Below are 17,242 nucleotides of genomic sequence, written 5' to 3'. Positions count from 1 at the left end.
ACCTGCCCCTGCGAGCCGCCTCACACACAAGTAAACCCAGTAGGTCTCAAGCCCTAGGGGTGTTAAGCTGACACCTAGCCGTAGGCTGAGAATATCTACCCGAGTCCAGGAGGACACAAGTGGCGAAGGCCAAGTTTGAGCGCACCAAGCCGCACGTCAACATCGGCACGATTGGTCACGTTGACCACGGCAAGACGACGCTGACGGCAGCTATCACGAAGGTGCTGCACGACAAGTACCCCGATCTGAACGAGTACACCCCCTTCGATCAGGTCGACAACGCTCCCGAGGAGCGCGATCGTGGTATCACGATCAACGTCTCCCACGTCGAGTACCAGACCGAGGCGCGTCACTACGCTCACGTTGACGCCCCCGGCCACGCCGACTACGTCAAGAACATGATCACCGGCGCTGCCCAGATGGACGGCGCGATCCTCGTGGTCGCCGCCACCGACGGCCCCATGGCCCAGACCCGCGAGCACGTTCTGCTCGCCCGTCAGGTCGGCGTTCCCACCATCCTCATCGCCCTCAACAAGTCCGACATGGTCGACGACGAGGAAATGATGGAACTGGTCGAGGAAGAGTGCCGCGACCTGCTCGAGTCCCAGGACTTCGATCGCGACGCCCCGATCATCCAGGTCTCCGCTCTGAAGGCCCTCGAGGGCGACCCGGAGTGGGTTGCCAAGGTCGAGGAGCTCATGGACGCGGTGGATTCCTACATCCCCACCCCCGAGCGTGACATGGACAAGCCCTTCCTCATGCCGATCGAGGACGTCTTCACGATCACCGGTCGTGGCACCGTCGTCACCGGTCGTGTTGAGCGTGGCAAGCTGCCCATCAACTCCGAGGTCGAGATCCTCGGTATCCGTGAGCCCCAGAAGACCACGGTTACCGGCATCGAGATGTTCCACAAGTCCATGGACGAGGCCTGGGCTGGCGAGAACTGTGGTCTGCTGCTCCGTGGCACCAAGCGCGACGAGGTCGAGCGCGGCCAGGTTGTGGCCCGCCCCGGCTCCATCACGCCCCACACCGAGTTCGAGGGCCAGGTCTACATCCTCAAGAAGGAAGAGGGCGGCCGCCACAACCCCTTCTTCTCGAACTACCGTCCGCAGTTCTACTTCCGTACCACGGACGTGACCGGCGTCATCACCCTCCCCGAGGGCACCGACATGGTCATGCCTGGCGACACCACCGAGATCTCCGTTGAGCTGATCCAGCCCATCGCCATGGAGCCCGGCCTCGGTTTCGCTATCCGTGAGGGTGGCCGCACCGTTGGTTCCGGTCGTGTCACCAAGATCATCAAGTGAATCACCCTCTGAGTTTGTCTCAGATCTGATTCGCTGCTGATCCAGCGGCATTGAGGGTCCCACCTCCGTGAGGAGGTGGGACCCTTCGCTATGCTAGCGCGGGTGGGTGCCTCGTACCTATGGTGTGGGTACGAGGCCGGGGTGCGGGTACGAGGCCGGGGTGCGTGGCGCGCGGGAGGCCAGCGCAGCCTCGGCCTCGTAGCGGATTGCCTCGCGTCGGGCTTATTGGACACGACGTGTTGCTGGGGTGTTGATTTTTCGGCTTTGTTGCGCGGAAAAATCGGTGTTTTAGTTGGTCGTGTGTACCTCGCTTCTGTGAATGCTGAAGCGCCGTGGGCGTGCGGCTGCCCAATGATTCGTGGTGGATCATCCGCGTGTGATAGCTACTCCAACGTGTCCTGCGTGTGAACCAGCTGACCCGTATGGGGGCCGCCTGTTGCGCACGTTAACCCGCTGTTCCGTACGTGGGCGGGGTTGCCCAGGCTCGGAATAGCGGGCCCACGTGCGGATGAGAAGGCCCAGGCTCGGAATAGCGGGCCCACGTGCGGATGAGAAGGACACGCCAGGGAACGCAAGACGCGAACCTCAGCAACATGGCACGTCCTATAGCCCTCGCGTCGTGTGGTCGTCGAGTCGAGCCGTCTACGGGGGAATGGGTAGCCAGTGGCGGAGGGCGGGGGAGTGGGCGTGAGGATGGTGCATTCGCGCACACCACCCCTTGTCACCGCAGGCCATAACGCTGATTTTCGTGACGCTGTGACGCATCCCCAGTTGCGACACGCCCGAGTGCGGGGTACGGTAGTTTCTTGGTGACGGTCAAGGCTGTATCTGCGGATTTGATCGTCGCGTGCGCCACTCTGTCGGTGGTTTCACATGCGAGAACGCCCCCTTGGGTTTGTACCCGTGGGTGGAACTCTGACAGAATGGCACGGTTGCCCCAGCGTATCTGGGGTGGCCCATGCGTGCCATCACGTATGGGTCGGGCAATATGCCCAAGATCTTTGGACAAGACGTCGGTCTGCGCGAGGGATCGCGAGCACAACGGCTGCGACACGCCCGAGTGCGGGGACCGGCGGCGAATCTGTACGAGAAGAGGTAAGACGGCATGGCGGGACAGAAGATCCGCATCCGGCTCAAGTCGTATGACCACGAGGTCATCGACAGCTCCGCGCGCAAGATCGTGGACACCGTACAGCGTGCTGGCGCCACGGTCGTGGGCCCGGTGCCGCTGCCGACCGAGAAGAACGTGTTCGTCGTTATTCGGTCGCCCCACAAGTACAAGGACAGCCGCGAGCACTTTGAAATGCGCACGCACAAGCGGCTCATCGACATCATCGACCCGACCCCCAAGGCCGTCGACTCGCTTATGCGCCTCGACCTGCCTGCGGACGTCAACATCGAGATCAAGCTCTGAGGACATCTGCAATGACTAACAAGAAGCAGCACGCTGGCGCGCCCATCAAGGCGCTGCTCGGCCGCAAGCTCGGCATGACCCAGGTCTGGGATGCCGACGGCCACCTCGTGCCCCTGACTGTCGTGCAGGTCGGCACCAACGTCGTGACCCAGGTTCGTACCGAAGAGGTCGACGGCTACTCCGCTATTCAGCTTGGCTTCGGTGAGATTGACTCCCGTAAGGTCACCAAGCCCCTGCAGGGCCACTTCGAGAAGGCTGGGGTTGCCCCCCGCCGTCACCTCGCTGAGGTCCGCACGTCCGAGCAAGACTCTTACGAGCTCGGTCAGGAACTCGACGCCGCCACCTTCGAGGCTGGCCAGTCCGTCGACGTTTCCGGCACCACCAAGGGCAAGGGCTTTGCCGGCGTTATGAAGCGTCACGGCTTCGCCGGTGTCTCCGCCTCCCACGGTGCGCACCGCAACCACCGCAAGCCCGGCTCCATCGGCGCTTGCGCGACCCCCGGTCGCATCTTCAAGGGCCTGCGCATGGCCGGCCGCATGGGTGGCAACCGTCGTACTGTTCAGAACCTGACGATCCAGGCCGTGGACACCGAGAAGGGTCTGCTGCTCATCAGCGGCGCTATCCCGGGTCCGAAGAACGGCGTGGTCCTGGTTCGCTCCTCCGTGAAGGGTGCGTGATCATGGCTGACGATCGTAACGTTGACGTCATCGACCTCGAGGGCAAGAAGGCGGGTACCGTCGTTCTCCCCGGTTCGACCTTTGACGTCCCCACCAACATTCCGCTGATGCACCAGGTTGTCGTCGCTCAGCTTGCGGCCGCTCGTCAGGGCACGCACGCGACGAAGACCCGCGGTGACGTCGCTGGCGGCGGCAAGAAGCCGTTCCGCCAGAAGGGCACCGGTAACGCTCGCCAGGGCTCCATCCGTGCGCCTCACTTCACCGGCGGCGGCGTCGTCCACGGCCCTCAGCCGCGTGACTACGACCAGCGCACCCCCAAGAAGATGAAGCAGGGCGCGCTGCGCTCCGCTCTGTCCGACCGTGCGCGCGCCGACCGCATCCACGTTGTCACCGCTCTGTTCGAAGGTGAGAAGCCCTCGACCAAGGCTGCTCTGGCCGCCCTGCGCGCCATCGTCGAGGACCGCCAGGCTCTCGTCGTCCTCGAGCGTGGCAACGAACTGACCGCGCTGTCCCTGCGCAACGTTCCCGAGGTTCACGTCCTGTGGGCCGACCAGCTGAACACGTACGACGTCCTGGACGCCGATGACATCGTCTTCACGCAGGCCGCCCTTGAGTCCTTCCTCGGTACCAAGGAGGAGACCAAGTGAGCACGATTGAAGCGGGCAAGAACCCCCGCGACATCATCCTGAAGCCGGTCACCACCGAGAAGTCGCTCGCCCTGATGGACCTGGGCAAGTACACCTTCGAGGTTGACCCCCGCGCGAACAAGACCGAGATCAAGATTGCCCTGGAGCGCATCTTCGGCGTCAAGATCGGTTCCATCGCGACCCAGAACCGCAAGGGCAAGACCTACCGCACCCGCAACGGGATCGGTAAGCGCAAGGACGTCAAGCGTGCCATCGTCACCGTGCGTGAGGGCACCATCGACATCTTCGGCGATCAGGCCTGAGGACCGAAGGGACATTTGAACAATGGGAATTCGCAAGTACAAGCCCACGACTCCGGGCCGTCGCTTCTCGTCTGTCTCTGACTTTGTCGAGATCACGCGCGACACCCCCGAGAAGTCGCTGCTGCGCCCGCTGCACAAGACCGGTGGCCGTAACAACAACGGTCGCGTGACCTCCCGCCACCGCGGCGGCGGCCACAAGCGCCAGTACCGCGTGATTGACTTCCGTCGTCACGACAAGGACGGCGTTCCTGCGACGGTCGCTCACATCGAGTACGACCCCAACCGAACCGCTCGCATCGCTCTCCTGCACTACGCGGACGGCGAGAAGCGCTACATCCTCGCTCCGTCCGGCCTCAAGCAGGGCGATCACATCGAGGCCGGCGTTGGTGCCGACATCAAGCCCGGCAACTCGCTGCAGCTGCGCAACATCCCCCTGGGTACCGTTGTGCACGCCGTCGAACTCTACCCGGGTGGCGGCGCCAAGATCGCTCGCTCCGCTGGCACCTCCGTGCAGCTCGTCGCTAAGGAAGGCCGCTTCGCCCAGCTGCGTATGCCCTCCGGCGAGATCCGCAACGTCGAGGCCACCTGCCGCGCCACCATCGGCGAGGTGGGCAACGCTGAGCAGTCGAACATCAACTGGGGCAAGGCCGGCCGCATGCGCTGGAAGGGCAAGCGCCCGCACGTCCGTGGTGTCGTCATGAACCCGGTTGATCACCCGCACGGCGGTGGTGAAGGCCGTACGTCCGGTGGTCGTCACCCCGTGTCGCCTTGGGGCAAGCCCGAGGGCCGTACGCGTCGTCCGAAGAAGGCGTCCGATCGTCTGATCGTCCGCCGTCGCAAGACCGGCAAGAACCGCTGAGTAGGAGTCGATTGAAATGCCGCGTAGTTTGAAGAAGGGCCCGTTCGTCGACGACCACCTGCTCAAGAAGGTCGACGCCGCGAACGAATCCGGCTCGAAGAACGTCATCAAGACCTGGTCGCGTCGCTCGGTCATCACCCCGGACTTCCTGGGTCTGACCATCGCCGTCCACGACGGCCGTAAGCATGTGCCCGTTTTCGTCACCGAGTCGATGGTGGGCCACAAGCTCGGCGAGTTCGCTCCCACGCGCACTTTCCGCAGCCACGACAAGGACGATCGTAAGGGACGTCGGCGCTGAGCCGGCCCCACGGAAGAAGAGGCAGATACATGGAAGCCAAGGCGCAGGCGCGATTCATCCGCGTCACGCCCCAGAAGTCCCGCCGTGTTGTGAACGAGGTTCGCGGCAAGCGTGTTCTGGAGGCCGCCGACATTCTGCGGTTCGCCCCGCAGGCCGTCGCCACCGATGTCCGCAAGGTGCTGCTGAGCGCAGTCGCCAACTCGAAGGTCAAGGCTGAGAACGCCGGAGAGACCTTCAACGAGGCCGATCTGCTCGTGCTTGAGGCATACGTGGACGAGGGTCCGACCATGAAGCGCATCCGTCCCCGTGCTCAGGGACGCGCCGGTCGTATTCTCAAGCGCACCTCCCACATCACCATCGTGGTGGGGACCAAGGAAGACAAGAAGAAGGGAGACCGCTGATATGGGTCAGAAGGTCAACCCCCGCGGGTTCCGTCTGGGAATCACGACTGACCACCGGTCTCGCTGGTTCTCCGACTCCACCACCAAGGGACAGCGCTACGCGGACTACGTGGCCGAAGACGTCGCGATCCGCAAGTTCCTGACCGACAACCTCGAGCGCGCCGGCATCGCCGAGGTGGCAATCGAGCGTACGCGTGACCGCGTTCGCGTCGACCTGCACACCGCCCGCCCGGGCATCGTCATCGGTCGCCGTGGTGCCGAGGCCGACCGCCTGCGCGTTCAGCTCGAGAAGCTGACGGGCAAGCAGGTTCAGCTGAACATCCTCGAGGTCAAGAACCCCGACCTCGAAGCGCAGCTCGTTGCGCAGGGCATCGCCGAGCAGCTCGCTGCCCGCGTGTCCTTCCGTCGTGCGATGCGTAAGGGCATTCAGTCCGCGCAGCGCGCTGGCGCCAAGGGCATTCGTGTCCAGGTGTCCGGCCGTCTGGGTGGCGCCGAAATGTCCCGCTCCGAGTTCTACCGCGAGGGCCGCGTGCCGCTGCACACCCTCCGCGCGAACATCGACTACGGATTCCACGAGGCCCGCACGACCTTCGGTCGCATCGGCGTCAAGGTGTGGATCTACAAGGGCGATATCACCGAGCGCGAGTTCGCTCGCCAGCAGGCCGAGCAGGCCCAGCGTGGCGGACGCCGCGATGGCCGCCGTGGCCCCCGCCGCGGTGGACGCCCCAACCAGGAGACCGCTGCGCAGCAGACCCCCCGTGAGGCTTCCGCCTCCGAGGCCGCTGCGCCCACGACCGGATCGGAGGCCTGAGCCCAATGCTCATTCCCCGTCGGACTAAGTACCGCAAGCAGCACCGTCCTCACCGCACTGGCTTCGCGTCCGGTGGCACCGAACTGGCGTTCGGCGACTACGGCATCCAGGCTCTCGAGGGTGCGTACATCACCAACCGTCAGATTGAGGCGGCTCGTATTGCCGTGACCCGTCACATCAAGCGTGGCGGTAAGGTCTGGATCAACATCTTCCCGGACCGCCCGCTGACCAAGAAGCCCGCCGAAACACGAATGGGTTCCGGTAAGGGTGCTCCGGAGTGGTGGGTTGCCCCCGTCAAGCCCGGACGTGTCATGTTCGAGCTGGCAGGCGTCCCCGAGGAGCTCGCTCGCGAGGCCCTCAGCCGTGCCCAGCACAAGCTTCCTATCAAGACCCGTTTCGTGGTCCGAGAGGGTGGTGACATCTGATGGCAGATAAGGGTCTGACCACCGAGGCGCTCGACGCCATGGACAATGCCCAGCTCACCAAGGAGCTGGAGAAGGCCAAGGCCGAGCTGTTCAACCTGCGTTTCGCGCAGGCCGTTGGCAACCTCGAGGATCACGGTCGCATGAAGACCGTGCGCCGCGACATTGCCCGGATCTATACCATCGCGCGTGAGCGGGAGCTTGGCTACCGCACCGCCCCGAGCACTGAGGAGTGAGCCTGATGGCAGAAACCACCGCTCGTAACGAGCGTAAGGTCCGTCGCGGCTACGTCGTCAGCGACAAGATGGACAAGACCGTTGTCGTCCAGATCGAGGACCGCGTCAAGCACGCCCTCTACGGCAAGGTCATGCGCAAGAACAAGAAGGTCAAGGTTCACGACGAGCACAACGAGTGCGGCGTCGGCGATCTCGTCCTCATCATGGAGACCCGCCCGCTGTCGGCCACCAAGCGCTGGCGCGTTGTGGAGATCCTCGAAAAGGCGAAGTGACCTTCGCTCACAGACCGAAATCCGTTCGGCAAGGCTCGACCGGTACAACCCGGGAGAGAACCGGCACGACGACAGGAGTCAATAGAAAATGATCCAGCAGGAGTCGCGACTGAAGGTCGCCGACAACACAGGGGCCAAGGAGATCCTGACCATCCGTGTTCTCGGTGGCTCGGGTCGGCGCTACGCGGGTATCGGCGACACGATCGTCGCCACCGTGAAGGACGCCATCCCCGGCGGCAACGTCAAGAAGGGCGAAGTCGTCAAGGCAGTGATCGTTCGCACGCGTAAGGAAACCCGCCGCCCCGACGGTTCCTACATTCGTTTCGACGAGAATGCGGCCGTCATCATCAACAACAATGGCGAGCCGCGTGGCACGCGTATCTTCGGCCCCGTGGGCCGTGAGCTGCGCGACAAGAAGTTCATGCGTATCGTCTCCCTCGCTCCGGAGGTGATCTGATCCATGGCAGCCAAGATTCGTAAGAATGACCTCGTGGAGGTCGTTCGCGGACGCACGTCCGACGAGCAGGCGCTGGCCAAGCGCAACGCCCGCCGCGCCGAGGAGGGCCTCGAGCCCTTGAAGCCCGGCGACAAGGGCAAGCAGGGCCGCGTCATCCAGGTGTTCCCGGCCGAGGGCAAGGTCCTCGTCGAGGGCGTCAACCTCAAGACGCGCCACGTGCGCCAGGGCCAGCAGGGTAGCGCTGGCGGCATCGAGACCATCGAAGCCCCCATCTCGCTGTCCAAGGTCGCTCTGGTCGACCCCGAGACCAAGAAGCGCGTTCGCGTCGGTTTCCGCGAGGACACCGTTGAGCGCGGCGGCCGCACCCGCACCGTCCGAGTCCGCGTGACCCGTGGCGGCGCGAAGCGCGGCGTTGAGCAGGGCAAGGAGATCTGAGCATGGCCCCGCGTCTGAAGGAAAAGTACGTCTCCGAGATCCGCGAGGCGCTCCGTGCTGAGTTCAAGCACGAGAACGTCATGCAGGTCGGCGGACTGACGAAGATCGTCGTCAACATGGGTGTCGGCGAGGCCGCTCGCGATTCGAAGGCACTCGAGGGCGCGATCCGCGACCTCACCGCTATCACCGGCCAGAAGCCCGTGACCACCCGCGCCAAGAAGTCCATCGCGCAGTTCAAGCTGCGTGAGGGCCAGGCGATCGGTGCGCACGTCACGCTTCGCGGTGACCGCATGTGGGAGTTCCTGGACCGCCTCCTCTCGACGGCGCTTCCCCGTATCCGTGACTTCCGCGGACTGTCCTCCAAGCAGTTCGACGGTCACGGTAACTACACCTTCGGTCTCACGGAGCAGTCGATGTTCCACGAGATCGACCAGGACTCGATCGACCGAGTGCGCGGCATGGACATCACGGTTGTCACCTCGGCCACCACCGACGAAGAGGGTCGCGCCCTTCTCCGTCACCTCGGCTTCCCGTTCAAGGAGGACTGACCCATGGCCAAGACATCCCTGAAGGTCAAGGCTGCCCGCAAGCCGAAGTTCGGCGTGCGTGCCTACACCCGGTGCAACCGTTGCGGTCGTCCGCACTCGGTGTACCGCAAGTTCGGACTGTGCCGCGTGTGCCTGCGCGAGCTCGCCCACCGTGGCGAACTCCCCGGTGTCACCAAGAGCAGCTGGTAAAACGAACGTCGCAGGTCCCGGGTGACCGGAGAAACCGCGACGAGGAAGGGGAATAAACCCCCATGACAATGACAGACCCGATTGCAGACATGCTGACGCGTCTGCGCAACGCGAATCGTGCGCACCACGATACGGTCTCCATGCCGTACTCGAAGCTCAAGAACGCGATTGCGAACATCCTGGTCGAGGAAGGCTACATTGCCTCGACCACCGTCGAGGATGCCCGCGTGGGCAAGACCCTGACGATCAACCTGAAGTACGGCTCGCACCGTGAGGCTGCGATCCAGGGGCTCAAGCGCGTGTCCAAGCCCGGTCTGCGCGTGTACGCCAAGTCCACCAACCTGCCCAAGGTCCGCGGCGGCCTCGGCGTGGCTATCCTGTCCACGTCCTCCGGCCTGCTCACCGACCGTCAGGCAGCCGAGAAGGGTGTGGGTGGGGAAGTCCTCGCCTACATCTGGTGATGAGGAGGCTGAACAATGTCGCGAATTGGTAAGAACCCCATCGCTATCCCCGCCGGCGTCGACGTCGTGATCGACGGCCAGAACGTGACCGTGAAGGGCCCCAAGGGCACCCTCTCTCACGTTGTTGCCGAGCCGATTACCGCGAAGATCGAGGACGGCCAGGTTGTCGTCGAGCGTCCGAACGACGAGCGCACCTCGCGTTCGCTCCACGGACTGTCCCGCACCCTGATCGCCAACATGATCGTTGGCGTGACTGAAGGCTACAAGAAGGATCTCGAGATCACGGGTACCGGTTACCGCGTGGTTGCCAAGGGCAAGGACCTTGAGTTCTCCCTGGGCTTCTCCCACACGATCACCATTACCCCGCCCGAGGGCATCGAGTTCACGATTGCGCCGAAGTCCCAGACGCTGTTCTCGGTGTCCGGTATCGACAAGCAGCTCGTCGGCGAGACTGCTGCTCGCATCCGCAAGCTGAAGAAGCCTGAACCCTACAAGGGCAAGGGCATCCACTACGTGGGCGAGACCATCCGTCGCAAGGTCGGAAAGGCTGGTAAGTGATGGCTTACTCGATCAAGGGCAAGGGCAAGTTCGTCGCTCGCAAGCGCCGTCACCTCCGCCTCCGCAAGAAGATCAACGGCACGCCCGAGCGTCCCCGTCTGGTCGTCACCCGTTCGAACCGCCACATGGTGGCTCAGGTCATCGACGATACGGTTGGCCACACCCTGGTGTCGGCTTCCGACATCGAGGCCGACGTCGCCGGTGCCGAGGGTACGAAGACCGACAAGGCTCGCAAGGTCGGCGCGCTGATCGCCGAGCGTGCGAAGGCCGCCGGTATCTCCGCCGTCGTCTTCGACCGTGGTGGTAACAAGTACGCAGGTCGCGTTGCGGCCGTTGCCGAGGCCGCCCGTGAGGGCGGACTCGAGCTGTGAACGAGCCGAAAGAAAGAGAGATCATCTGATGGCTGCACAGCAGCGAGACAGGAACGGTTCGGGCGCGGGCGAGAACAACGATCGCCGTGAGCGCCGCTCCGGCCGCGGCAACGATCGCGATAACCGCCGGAACAACGAGAACAAGAACGAGTACATCGAGCGCGTCGTTACGATCAACCGCGTGTCCAAGGTCGTGAAGGGTGGACGTCGTTTCTCCTTCACCGCCCTGGTTGTCGTGGGTGACGGCGAAGGCACGGTGGGCGTCGGCTACGGAAAGGCCAAGGAAGTTCCACAGGCTATTTCCAAGGGCGTCGAGGAGGCGAAGAAGAACTTCTTCCGCGTCCCGATGATCCGCCGCACGATCACGCACGTGGTGCAGGGTCGCGATACCGCCGGTATCGTCCTGCTCCGACCGGCTGCCCCCGGTACCGGCGTTATCGCCGGCGGCCCGGTGCGCGCCGTCCTGGAAGCCGCGGGCGTCCACGACGTGCTCACCAAGTCGCTGGGCTCGTCCAACGCGATCAACATCGTCCACGCGACGGTTGACGCACTCAAGCAGCTCGAGCAGCCCGAGGCTGTCGCCGCTCGACGCGGCCTGCCCCTCGAGCGCGTTGCTCCCGCGTCCATGCTGCGCGCTCGCGCAGAGGGCGAGGCCGAGAAGCGCGCGGCTGCCGAGGCCGCCGAGGCCGACAAGGCCGCTGCAGGGGAGGCTAAGTGATGGCGAAGAACATCAAGATCACGCAGGTCAAGTCCTCTGCTCACGCGAAGCAGAACATGAAGGACACGCTGCGCACCCTCGGGCTGCGCAAGATCGGCCAGAGTGTCGTGCGTGAGCAGACGGAAGCCGTTCTGGGCGCCGTTCGCACCGTGCGTCACCTGGTGACCGCTGAGGAGGTCGACTGACAATGGCGGACTCCACGAAGAAGACGCAGATCGTTAAGCTGCACCACCTGCGTCCTGCCCCGGGAGCCAAGACCGCGAAGACCCGCGTGGGTCGCGGTGAGGGTTCGAAGGGTAAGACCGCTGGCCGTGGCACCAAGGGCACGAAGGCCCGTTACCAGGTTGCTGCCGGCTTCGAGGGTGGCCAGATGCCGATTCACATGCGTCTGCCGAAGCTTCGCGGCTTCAAGAACCCCTTCCGCGTTGAGTACCAGGTCGTGAACGTTGGCAAGCTCGGGGAACTCTTCCCCGAGGGCGGCAAGGTCACGGTCGAGGATCTCATCGCCAAGCACGCTGTTCGCGATTCCGCGCCCGTTAAGGTGCTCGGTTCCGGCGAACTCAGCGTGAAGCTCGAGGTTGAGGTCGACTCCTGGTCGTCCTCCGCCGAGGCGAAGATCACTGCCGCCGGCGGGTCCATCTCGGCCCGCTGAGGTCAGACGGGGGTGGTCCTTCACAGGACCACCCCCGTTATCTTTGCCCGCTCGCGCCGGAAGAAGGTTGTCAAACGATCTCTCACGCGCGAACGCATAGCCCCGGGCCTCCGGGGCGCACGCACGCCGAGTTTCGTTAAATACACGGACGTGCGTTCTGTTTAATGATTGGATCTCGCCATTTCTCACCCCTGTCGGGTAAGCTAAGTCAGTCTAGGGGCTGTGCCCCGCTGCCCATCATTCGTAGGAGGAAGCCTTGCTCGGTGCATTTGCCCAGGCGTTCCGTACCCCCGACTTGCGTCGGAAACTGCTCTTTACTCTGTTCATCATGGCCGCGTTCCGGCTCGGGTCGTTTATTCCGACGCCCGGTGTCGACTCGCAGGCTGTACAGCGCTGCATGGCGCAGGAGTCTCAGGCGTCGCTGCTTGACCTCGTGAACCTGTTCTCGGGCGGTGCTCTGCTGCAGCTCTCGATCTTCGCGCTGGGCATCATGCCCTACATCACCGCGTCGATTATCATCCAGCTGCTGCGGGTCGTGATTCCCCGATTCGACGACCTGCATAAGGAAGGACAGACGGGACAGGCGAAGCTGACACAGTACACGCGCTACCTGACGATCTTCCTCGGCATCCTTCAGGCGACGACGACGATTTCGCTGGCGCGTAGCGGCCAGCTCTTCCAGTCGTGCTCGGAGCCGGTCATTCGTGACCAGACTGTGCTGACCTTCATCATGATGATCATCGTCATGATGGCTGGCACCGGCGTCATCATGTGGCTGGGCGAACTCATCACGGAGCGCGGCATCGGCAACGGCATGTCCCTCCTGATCTTCACCTCGATTGCGGCCCGTCTGCCCGAGCAGCTGCTGTCGATCGGCCAGGCCGGCAAATGGGGTTCGGTCGCCGCTATCGTCGCGCTTCTGCTCGTCGTGGCCATCGCCGTTGTCTATGTTGAGCAGGCGCAGCGCCGAATCCCGGTGCAGTACGCCAAGCGTATGATCGGTCGCCGCCAGTACGGCGGGACGACGACGTACATCCCGCTGAAGATCAACATGGCGGGCGTTATCCCCGTCATTTTCGCCTCCTCGATCCTGGCTCTGCCCCCGATGATTGCCCAGTTCGGCAAGCCTCAGGACGCGTGGGTCCAGTGGATCTCCGGCCACTTCACGCAGGGCAGCACGTTCTACCTGACGATCTACTCCCTTATGACCCTCTTCTTCGCCTTCTTCTACACGGCGATTACGTTCAACCCGGACGAGGTCGCGGACAACATGAAGAAGTACGGAGGCTTTATCCCCGGGTATCGTGCGGGTCGCCCCACGGCCGAGTACCTGCGCTACGTGATTAATCGGATCACGTCCGCTGGCGCCCTCTACCTGGTGATTATCGCGCTCTTGCCGTCGCTGGCTATCATCCCGCTGAAGCTGTCGAGCTCGCAGATGCCCTTCGGTGGCACGACGCTCCTCATCATCATCGGCGTTGGTCTGCAGACGGTGAAGGAAATCAACACCCAGCTGCAGCAGCATCACTACGAAGGATTCCTGAAATGACAGTCGTCATCCTCCTTGGCCCTCCCGGAGCTGGCAAGGGCACCCAGGCCTCGCGCATCGCTGAGCGCCTGGATATCCCCGCCATTTCGACGGGTGACATCTTCCGCGCGAACATGGCGGAGGGCACGGAGATCGGCAAGCAGGCGCAGGCCTACATGGACCGCGGCGAGTTCGTTCCGGACTCGGTCACGAACGCCATGGTCAAGGCCCGCCTGGCAGCCCCCGACACCGCGAAGGGCTTCCTGCTAGATGGCTACCCGCGTTCCGTGGAGCAGGCTCACGTGCTGCGCGACATGCTCCTGGATCTGGGCACATCCATCGACGTCGTCCTGGAGATCCAGGTGGACGAAGACGAGGTCGTGGAGCGTATGCTCAAGCGCGCGCAGGAACAGCACCGCACCGACGACACCGAGCCCGTCATGCGCCACCGCCTCGAGGTCTACCACCAGCAGACGGAGCCCGTTGCCACGTACTACGTGGACCAAGACCTGCTCGAGGTCGTGGACGGACGCGGCACCATCGACGAGGTGACGGAGCGTATCTTCGCGATCCTGGACTCGGTGGCGAAGTAAACGATGCCTCACATCGAGCTCAAGACCGTCGAACAGCTCCGCTGGATGCGCGAGGCCGGACTGGTCGTCGCGTCTATCCACGAGGCGCTGCGGGCTGCGGTTCGCCCGGGAGTTACGACTCGGGAGCTGGACGAGGTGAGTGCTCAAGCTATTGCTGACGGCGGCGGCACATCGAACTTCCTCGGCTACTACGGCTATCCGGCGACGGTGTGCATCTCTGTCAACGACGTCATCGTCCACGGCATCCCCGGCGACTACGAGCTGGCCCCCGGCGACATCGTGTCTTTCGACTGCGGAGCCTTCATCGAACGAGGCGGCAAGCAGTGGCACGGCGACGCCGCGTTCAGCGTCATCGTCGGCGAGCAGTTCATTGAGGACGCGGACTTCGCGGCTGGCACACGCGCCACTGGCGCAATCGCCGGAGTCGACGAGGACCTGCTCCGGGAACGTCGCGAGCTCGACGCCGTTACGCGCGAGTCACTGTGGGCCGCCCTCGCGGGCCTCGCGACCGGCAAACGAATCAGCGCCGTCGGCAAGGCAGTCGAGACGGTTGTCGCCGAGAACGCCCTCATCAACGGCTGGGAGGCCGGCATCGTCGAAGAGTTCGTGGGACACGGCATCGGCACGAGGATGCACATGCCTCCGGACGTCCTCAACTACAACGTTCGCGGTATCCAGGCCCGCCTCAAGCCCGGCATGGTCCTCGCAGTCGAGCCGATGCTCACACGCGGAGATATCGCCTCGCAAACTGATGACGACGAGTGGACGGTGCGCACGGTCGACGGCCGCGACGCAGCCCACTGGGAGCACTCGATTGCGATCACGGCGGACGGTGTGAGCGTCCTGACCGCACGCGATGGGGGAGTGGCAGGCCTGGCACCCTACGGTGTCACGCCCGTCTCGCTCGACTGACATCACAGACGGTTTCGGGCCCGGTACTCGGTGAAGTGCCGGGCCCGAGTCTTATATCGACGAGGTCGTGGCTGCGTCGCCGGTGTTCTGGGTGCCGTCGGGCCCGCCCGCTCACCACACGGGTTCGCGGTGCCTTCTGGACCTGGTGAACCTGTCTTGGTGCCTGAGGGCGGCGGCCCGCCCGCGAGATCGCCACACGCGAGCCTTCGGCTCGGAGTAGTCGATCTCGAAGCCCGGCCAGGCCCTGCCGCCGCCCTCAGGCACCCGGGAATGCACCTTGGCCCGTCGGCACCCTCCGCGCTGGTGGCGTGGGTGTGTCGTGGGCGGCCAGGCCCTGCCGCCGCCCTCAGACACCGAGGTTGTGGCTGCGTCGCCGATGTTCCGGGTGCCGTCGGGCCCGCCCGCCCGCTCGCCGTCCGCGCCGCGAGCCTATGGCTCGGCGCGTCGGCTCGAAGCCCGGCCAGGCCCTGCGGTCCCGCCGGCACCCTCCACACTGGTGGCGCGGGTGCGTCGTGAGTGGCCAGGCCCGAACGTGGCGGATCCACGGTCTCGGCGCAGAATTACCGTGCACACGACGGCGTGTGCGAAAAATGTGACGGATTGAACGTGAGCGAACCGACAGAGCATAGCACTATCGCCCGGGGTGCGCATGCCGTAGAGTAGTTCCTTGGGCGTATCCACATGTCATCCCTGACAGGGGTGCGCCCAGCGGCATCCGCCGCAACCTATCCGAGACATGTAGAGGATAAACGGAGGATATGGCGAAGAAAGACGGCGTCATTGAGATGGAAGGCACGGTCGTTGAGGCCTTGCCTAACGCGATGTTCCGTGTGGAACTCAAGAATGGCCACGTGGTTCTCGGCCATATTGCGGGAAAGATGCGTCAGCACTACATCCGCATCCTGCCCGAGGACCGAGTTGTCGTCGAGCTGAGCCCCTACGACCTCTCCCGAGGCCGTATCGTCTACCGCTACAAGTGATCCGACACAAACTGCCCGACGGGCAGTGGAGGTAACAACCATGAAGGTCAAGCCGAGTGTCAAGAAGATCTGTGACAAGTGCAAGGTGATTCGTCGCCACGGCAACGTCATGGTCATCTGCGACAACCCCAGGCACAAGCAGCGCCAGGGCTGAGACCCGCTGCGACCCGCGGGGCATCACGCCCCACAGCATCACTCTAAGCGCCCACCCGTGGGCGACCCTCGGTTCGGAGGCCGGGGCCGGGCTGCTCGCCCGGACTGAGCGATGACGACCTCCGATGAACAACTGGAGCAACATCACCATGGCACGTATTGCCGGCGTCGACCTCCCCCGCGAGAAGCGGCTCGAGATCGCGCTCACATACATCTACGGAGTCGGCCGCACCCGCGCGGCAGAGACCCTCGCCGCCACCGGCGTCAGCCCGGACACCCGCGTCAAGGATGCGACGGAAGAGGATCTCGTCAAGCTTCGTGACTATATTGAGGCAAACTTCAAGGTTGAGGGTGACCTCCGCCGTGAGGTTCAGGCCGACATTCGTCGCAAGATCGAAATCGGTTCGTACCAGGGCCTTCGCCACCGTCGTGGCCTGCCGGTCCACGGTCAGCGCACCAAGACCAACGCGCGTACCCGCAAGGGCCCCAAGCGCACCGTTGCAGGCAAGAAGAAGGCCAAGTAAGGCCTAGGAGAGTCCGTCCCCTCGGGGACGCTTTCCGCGACAAGAAGGAACTGAACCAGAAATGGCAGCAGCAAAGACCTCGCGCTCGGGCGGTGCCCGCAAGCCGCGTCGCAAGATTTCGAAGAACGTCACCAACGGCCACGCCTACATCAAGTCGACGTTTAACAACACCATCGTTTCCCTGACGGACCCCACCGGCGCGGTTGTCGCCTGGGCGTCCTCCGGCCAGGTTGGCTTCAAGGGTTCGCGTAAGTCCACCCCCTTCGCCGCGCAGCTCGCGGCCGAGGCGGCGGCTCGTCGCGCCCAGGAGCACGGCATGAAGAAGGTTGACGTCTTCGTCAAGGGTCCCGGCTCCGGTCGTGAGACCGCGATCCGCTCCCTGCAGGCCGCCGGCCTCGAGATCGGCTCGATTCAGGACGTCACGCCTCAGGCCTTCAACGGCACCCGCCCGCCGAAGCGCCGCCGCGGCTGACTTGTGGACGGGAGGGCGCGTCCCTCCCCACGTCTGAACCTTCGC

At 64.1% G+C, this 17,242-nt stretch carries 29 protein-coding genes; all 29 read left to right on the top strand.

Annotated elements, in window-relative coordinates; translation table 11 throughout:
- Window positions 1–119: 119 nt before the first annotated feature.
- The 29 genes from tuf (at window position 120) to rpsK (ending at window position 17,197) form a co-directional block, all read left to right on the top strand.
- Complete coding sequence (tuf, locus tag O3932_RS01660) at window positions 120–1,307, top strand: elongation factor Tu (RefSeq protein ID WP_009649075.1); 1,188 nt, start codon at window positions 120–122, stop codon at window positions 1,305–1,307.
- A 1,105-nt stretch (window positions 1,308–2,412) separates the two neighbouring features.
- Window positions 2,413–2,721 carry a 30S ribosomal protein S10 gene (gene rpsJ / locus O3932_RS01655; protein ID WP_003790631.1) on the top strand — a complete coding sequence of 103 codons (309 nt, stop codon included), beginning with the start codon at window positions 2,413–2,415 and terminating at the stop codon, window positions 2,719–2,721.
- Between the two features lie 11 nt (window positions 2,722–2,732).
- Window positions 2,733–3,398, top strand: a complete 666-nt coding sequence (rplC, locus tag O3932_RS01650; RefSeq protein ID WP_009649101.1) for a 50S ribosomal protein L3 — start codon at window positions 2,733–2,735, stop codon at window positions 3,396–3,398.
- Between the two features lie 2 nt (window positions 3,399–3,400).
- Window positions 3,401–4,045, top strand: coding sequence for a 50S ribosomal protein L4 (rplD, locus tag O3932_RS01645; RefSeq protein WP_009649086.1), 645 nt, complete (start codon window positions 3,401–3,403; stop codon window positions 4,043–4,045).
- Window positions 4,042–4,347: a 50S ribosomal protein L23 gene (rplW, locus tag O3932_RS01640; RefSeq protein ID WP_003790626.1), complete on the top strand. Its 306-nt coding sequence runs from the start codon at window positions 4,042–4,044 to the stop codon at window positions 4,345–4,347. Before rplD ends, rplW begins: the two co-directional genes overlap by 4 nt.
- A gap of 22 nt (window positions 4,348–4,369) precedes the next feature.
- On the top strand, window positions 4,370–5,206 hold the full coding sequence (gene rplB, locus O3932_RS01635) for a 50S ribosomal protein L2 (RefSeq protein WP_009649090.1): 837 nt from the start codon (window positions 4,370–4,372) through the stop codon (window positions 5,204–5,206).
- A gap of 16 nt (window positions 5,207–5,222) precedes the next feature.
- Complete coding sequence (gene rpsS, locus O3932_RS01630; RefSeq protein ID WP_003790621.1) at window positions 5,223–5,504, top strand: 30S ribosomal protein S19; 282 nt, start codon at window positions 5,223–5,225, stop codon at window positions 5,502–5,504.
- Between the two features lie 29 nt (window positions 5,505–5,533).
- Window positions 5,534–5,905, top strand: coding sequence for a 50S ribosomal protein L22 (gene rplV / locus O3932_RS01625; protein WP_003790620.1), 372 nt, complete (start codon window positions 5,534–5,536; stop codon window positions 5,903–5,905).
- A 1-nt stretch (window position 5,906) separates the two neighbouring features.
- Window positions 5,907–6,716, top strand: coding sequence for a 30S ribosomal protein S3 (gene rpsC, locus O3932_RS01620; RefSeq protein WP_009649095.1), 810 nt, complete (start codon window positions 5,907–5,909; stop codon window positions 6,714–6,716).
- A gap of 5 nt (window positions 6,717–6,721) precedes the next feature.
- Complete coding sequence (gene rplP / locus O3932_RS01615) at window positions 6,722–7,141, top strand: 50S ribosomal protein L16 (RefSeq protein ID WP_009649094.1); 420 nt, start codon at window positions 6,722–6,724, stop codon at window positions 7,139–7,141.
- On the top strand, window positions 7,141–7,374 hold the full coding sequence (gene rpmC, locus O3932_RS01610; RefSeq protein WP_009649092.1) for a 50S ribosomal protein L29: 234 nt from the start codon (window positions 7,141–7,143) through the stop codon (window positions 7,372–7,374). The genes rplP and rpmC overlap by 1 nt, the downstream gene beginning before the upstream one ends.
- A gap of 5 nt (window positions 7,375–7,379) precedes the next feature.
- The gene (gene rpsQ / locus O3932_RS01605) at window positions 7,380–7,646 is read left to right on the top strand and encodes a 30S ribosomal protein S17 (protein ID WP_003790611.1); all 267 of its coding nucleotides are present in this window, start codon (window positions 7,380–7,382) and stop codon (window positions 7,644–7,646) included.
- An 88-nt stretch (window positions 7,647–7,734) separates the two neighbouring features.
- A complete protein-coding gene (rplN, locus tag O3932_RS01600) occupies window positions 7,735–8,103 on the top strand; it encodes a 50S ribosomal protein L14 (RefSeq protein WP_003790609.1) in 369 nt (122 codons plus the stop codon).
- Between the two features lie 3 nt (window positions 8,104–8,106).
- Window positions 8,107–8,538 carry a 50S ribosomal protein L24 gene (rplX, locus tag O3932_RS01595; RefSeq protein ID WP_009649081.1) on the top strand — a complete coding sequence of 144 codons (432 nt, stop codon included), beginning with the start codon at window positions 8,107–8,109 and terminating at the stop codon, window positions 8,536–8,538.
- 2 nt (window positions 8,539–8,540) lie between these two features.
- A complete protein-coding gene (gene rplE, locus O3932_RS01590) occupies window positions 8,541–9,086 on the top strand; it encodes a 50S ribosomal protein L5 (RefSeq protein ID WP_009058550.1) in 546 nt (181 codons plus the stop codon).
- A gap of 3 nt (window positions 9,087–9,089) precedes the next feature.
- Window positions 9,090–9,275, top strand: a complete 186-nt coding sequence (locus O3932_RS01585; RefSeq protein ID WP_003790603.1) for a type Z 30S ribosomal protein S14 — start codon at window positions 9,090–9,092, stop codon at window positions 9,273–9,275.
- Window positions 9,276–9,337: 62 nt separating this feature from the next.
- Entirely contained in the window at window positions 9,338–9,736 is a 399-nt protein-coding gene (gene rpsH / locus O3932_RS01580) for a 30S ribosomal protein S8 (RefSeq protein ID WP_009649076.1), read from the top strand.
- 15 nt (window positions 9,737–9,751) lie between these two features.
- Window positions 9,752–10,294, top strand: coding sequence for a 50S ribosomal protein L6 (rplF, locus tag O3932_RS01575; protein WP_009649093.1), 543 nt, complete (start codon window positions 9,752–9,754; stop codon window positions 10,292–10,294).
- Window positions 10,294–10,665, top strand: coding sequence for a 50S ribosomal protein L18 (rplR, locus tag O3932_RS01570; RefSeq protein WP_009649074.1), 372 nt, complete (start codon window positions 10,294–10,296; stop codon window positions 10,663–10,665). The genes rplF and rplR overlap by 1 nt, the downstream gene beginning before the upstream one ends.
- 28 nt (window positions 10,666–10,693) lie before the next feature.
- A complete protein-coding gene (rpsE, locus tag O3932_RS01565; protein WP_009054680.1) occupies window positions 10,694–11,383 on the top strand; it encodes a 30S ribosomal protein S5 in 690 nt (229 codons plus the stop codon).
- Window positions 11,383–11,568, top strand: coding sequence for a 50S ribosomal protein L30 (rpmD, locus tag O3932_RS01560; RefSeq protein WP_034505670.1), 186 nt, complete (start codon window positions 11,383–11,385; stop codon window positions 11,566–11,568). Before rpsE ends, rpmD begins: the two co-directional genes overlap by 1 nt.
- Before the next feature lie 2 nt (window positions 11,569–11,570).
- A complete protein-coding gene (gene rplO / locus O3932_RS01555) occupies window positions 11,571–12,035 on the top strand; it encodes a 50S ribosomal protein L15 (protein WP_009649091.1) in 465 nt (154 codons plus the stop codon).
- A gap of 256 nt (window positions 12,036–12,291) precedes the next feature.
- A complete protein-coding gene (gene secY, locus O3932_RS01550) occupies window positions 12,292–13,584 on the top strand; it encodes a preprotein translocase subunit SecY (protein WP_009649087.1) in 1,293 nt (430 codons plus the stop codon).
- Window positions 13,581–14,156 carry an adenylate kinase gene (locus O3932_RS01545; RefSeq protein WP_009649085.1) on the top strand — a complete coding sequence of 192 codons (576 nt, stop codon included), beginning with the start codon at window positions 13,581–13,583 and terminating at the stop codon, window positions 14,154–14,156. Before secY ends, O3932_RS01545 begins: the two co-directional genes overlap by 4 nt.
- 3 nt (window positions 14,157–14,159) lie before the next feature.
- Window positions 14,160–15,068, top strand: coding sequence for a type I methionyl aminopeptidase (locus O3932_RS01540; protein WP_371535732.1), 909 nt, complete (start codon window positions 14,160–14,162; stop codon window positions 15,066–15,068).
- 758 nt (window positions 15,069–15,826) lie between these two features.
- A complete protein-coding gene (gene infA, locus O3932_RS01535) occupies window positions 15,827–16,048 on the top strand; it encodes a translation initiation factor IF-1 (RefSeq protein WP_003790580.1) in 222 nt (73 codons plus the stop codon).
- A gap of 40 nt (window positions 16,049–16,088) precedes the next feature.
- On the top strand, window positions 16,089–16,202 hold the full coding sequence (gene rpmJ / locus O3932_RS01530; protein WP_003790577.1) for a 50S ribosomal protein L36: 114 nt from the start codon (window positions 16,089–16,091) through the stop codon (window positions 16,200–16,202).
- 148 nt (window positions 16,203–16,350) lie between these two features.
- On the top strand, window positions 16,351–16,725 hold the full coding sequence (gene rpsM / locus O3932_RS01525; RefSeq protein ID WP_034504845.1) for a 30S ribosomal protein S13: 375 nt from the start codon (window positions 16,351–16,353) through the stop codon (window positions 16,723–16,725).
- A gap of 61 nt (window positions 16,726–16,786) precedes the next feature.
- On the top strand, window positions 16,787–17,197 hold the full coding sequence (gene rpsK, locus O3932_RS01520; RefSeq protein ID WP_003790556.1) for a 30S ribosomal protein S11: 411 nt from the start codon (window positions 16,787–16,789) through the stop codon (window positions 17,195–17,197).
- The last annotated feature ends 45 nt before the right edge of the window (window positions 17,198–17,242 follow it).

Source organism: Pauljensenia sp. 20925_1_25 (assembly GCF_041433955.1).
In the GTDB taxonomy this organism is placed as follows: Bacteria; Actinomycetota; Actinomycetes; order Actinomycetales; family Actinomycetaceae; genus Pauljensenia.
This window is presented reverse-complemented; position numbering and strand designations above follow the sequence as displayed.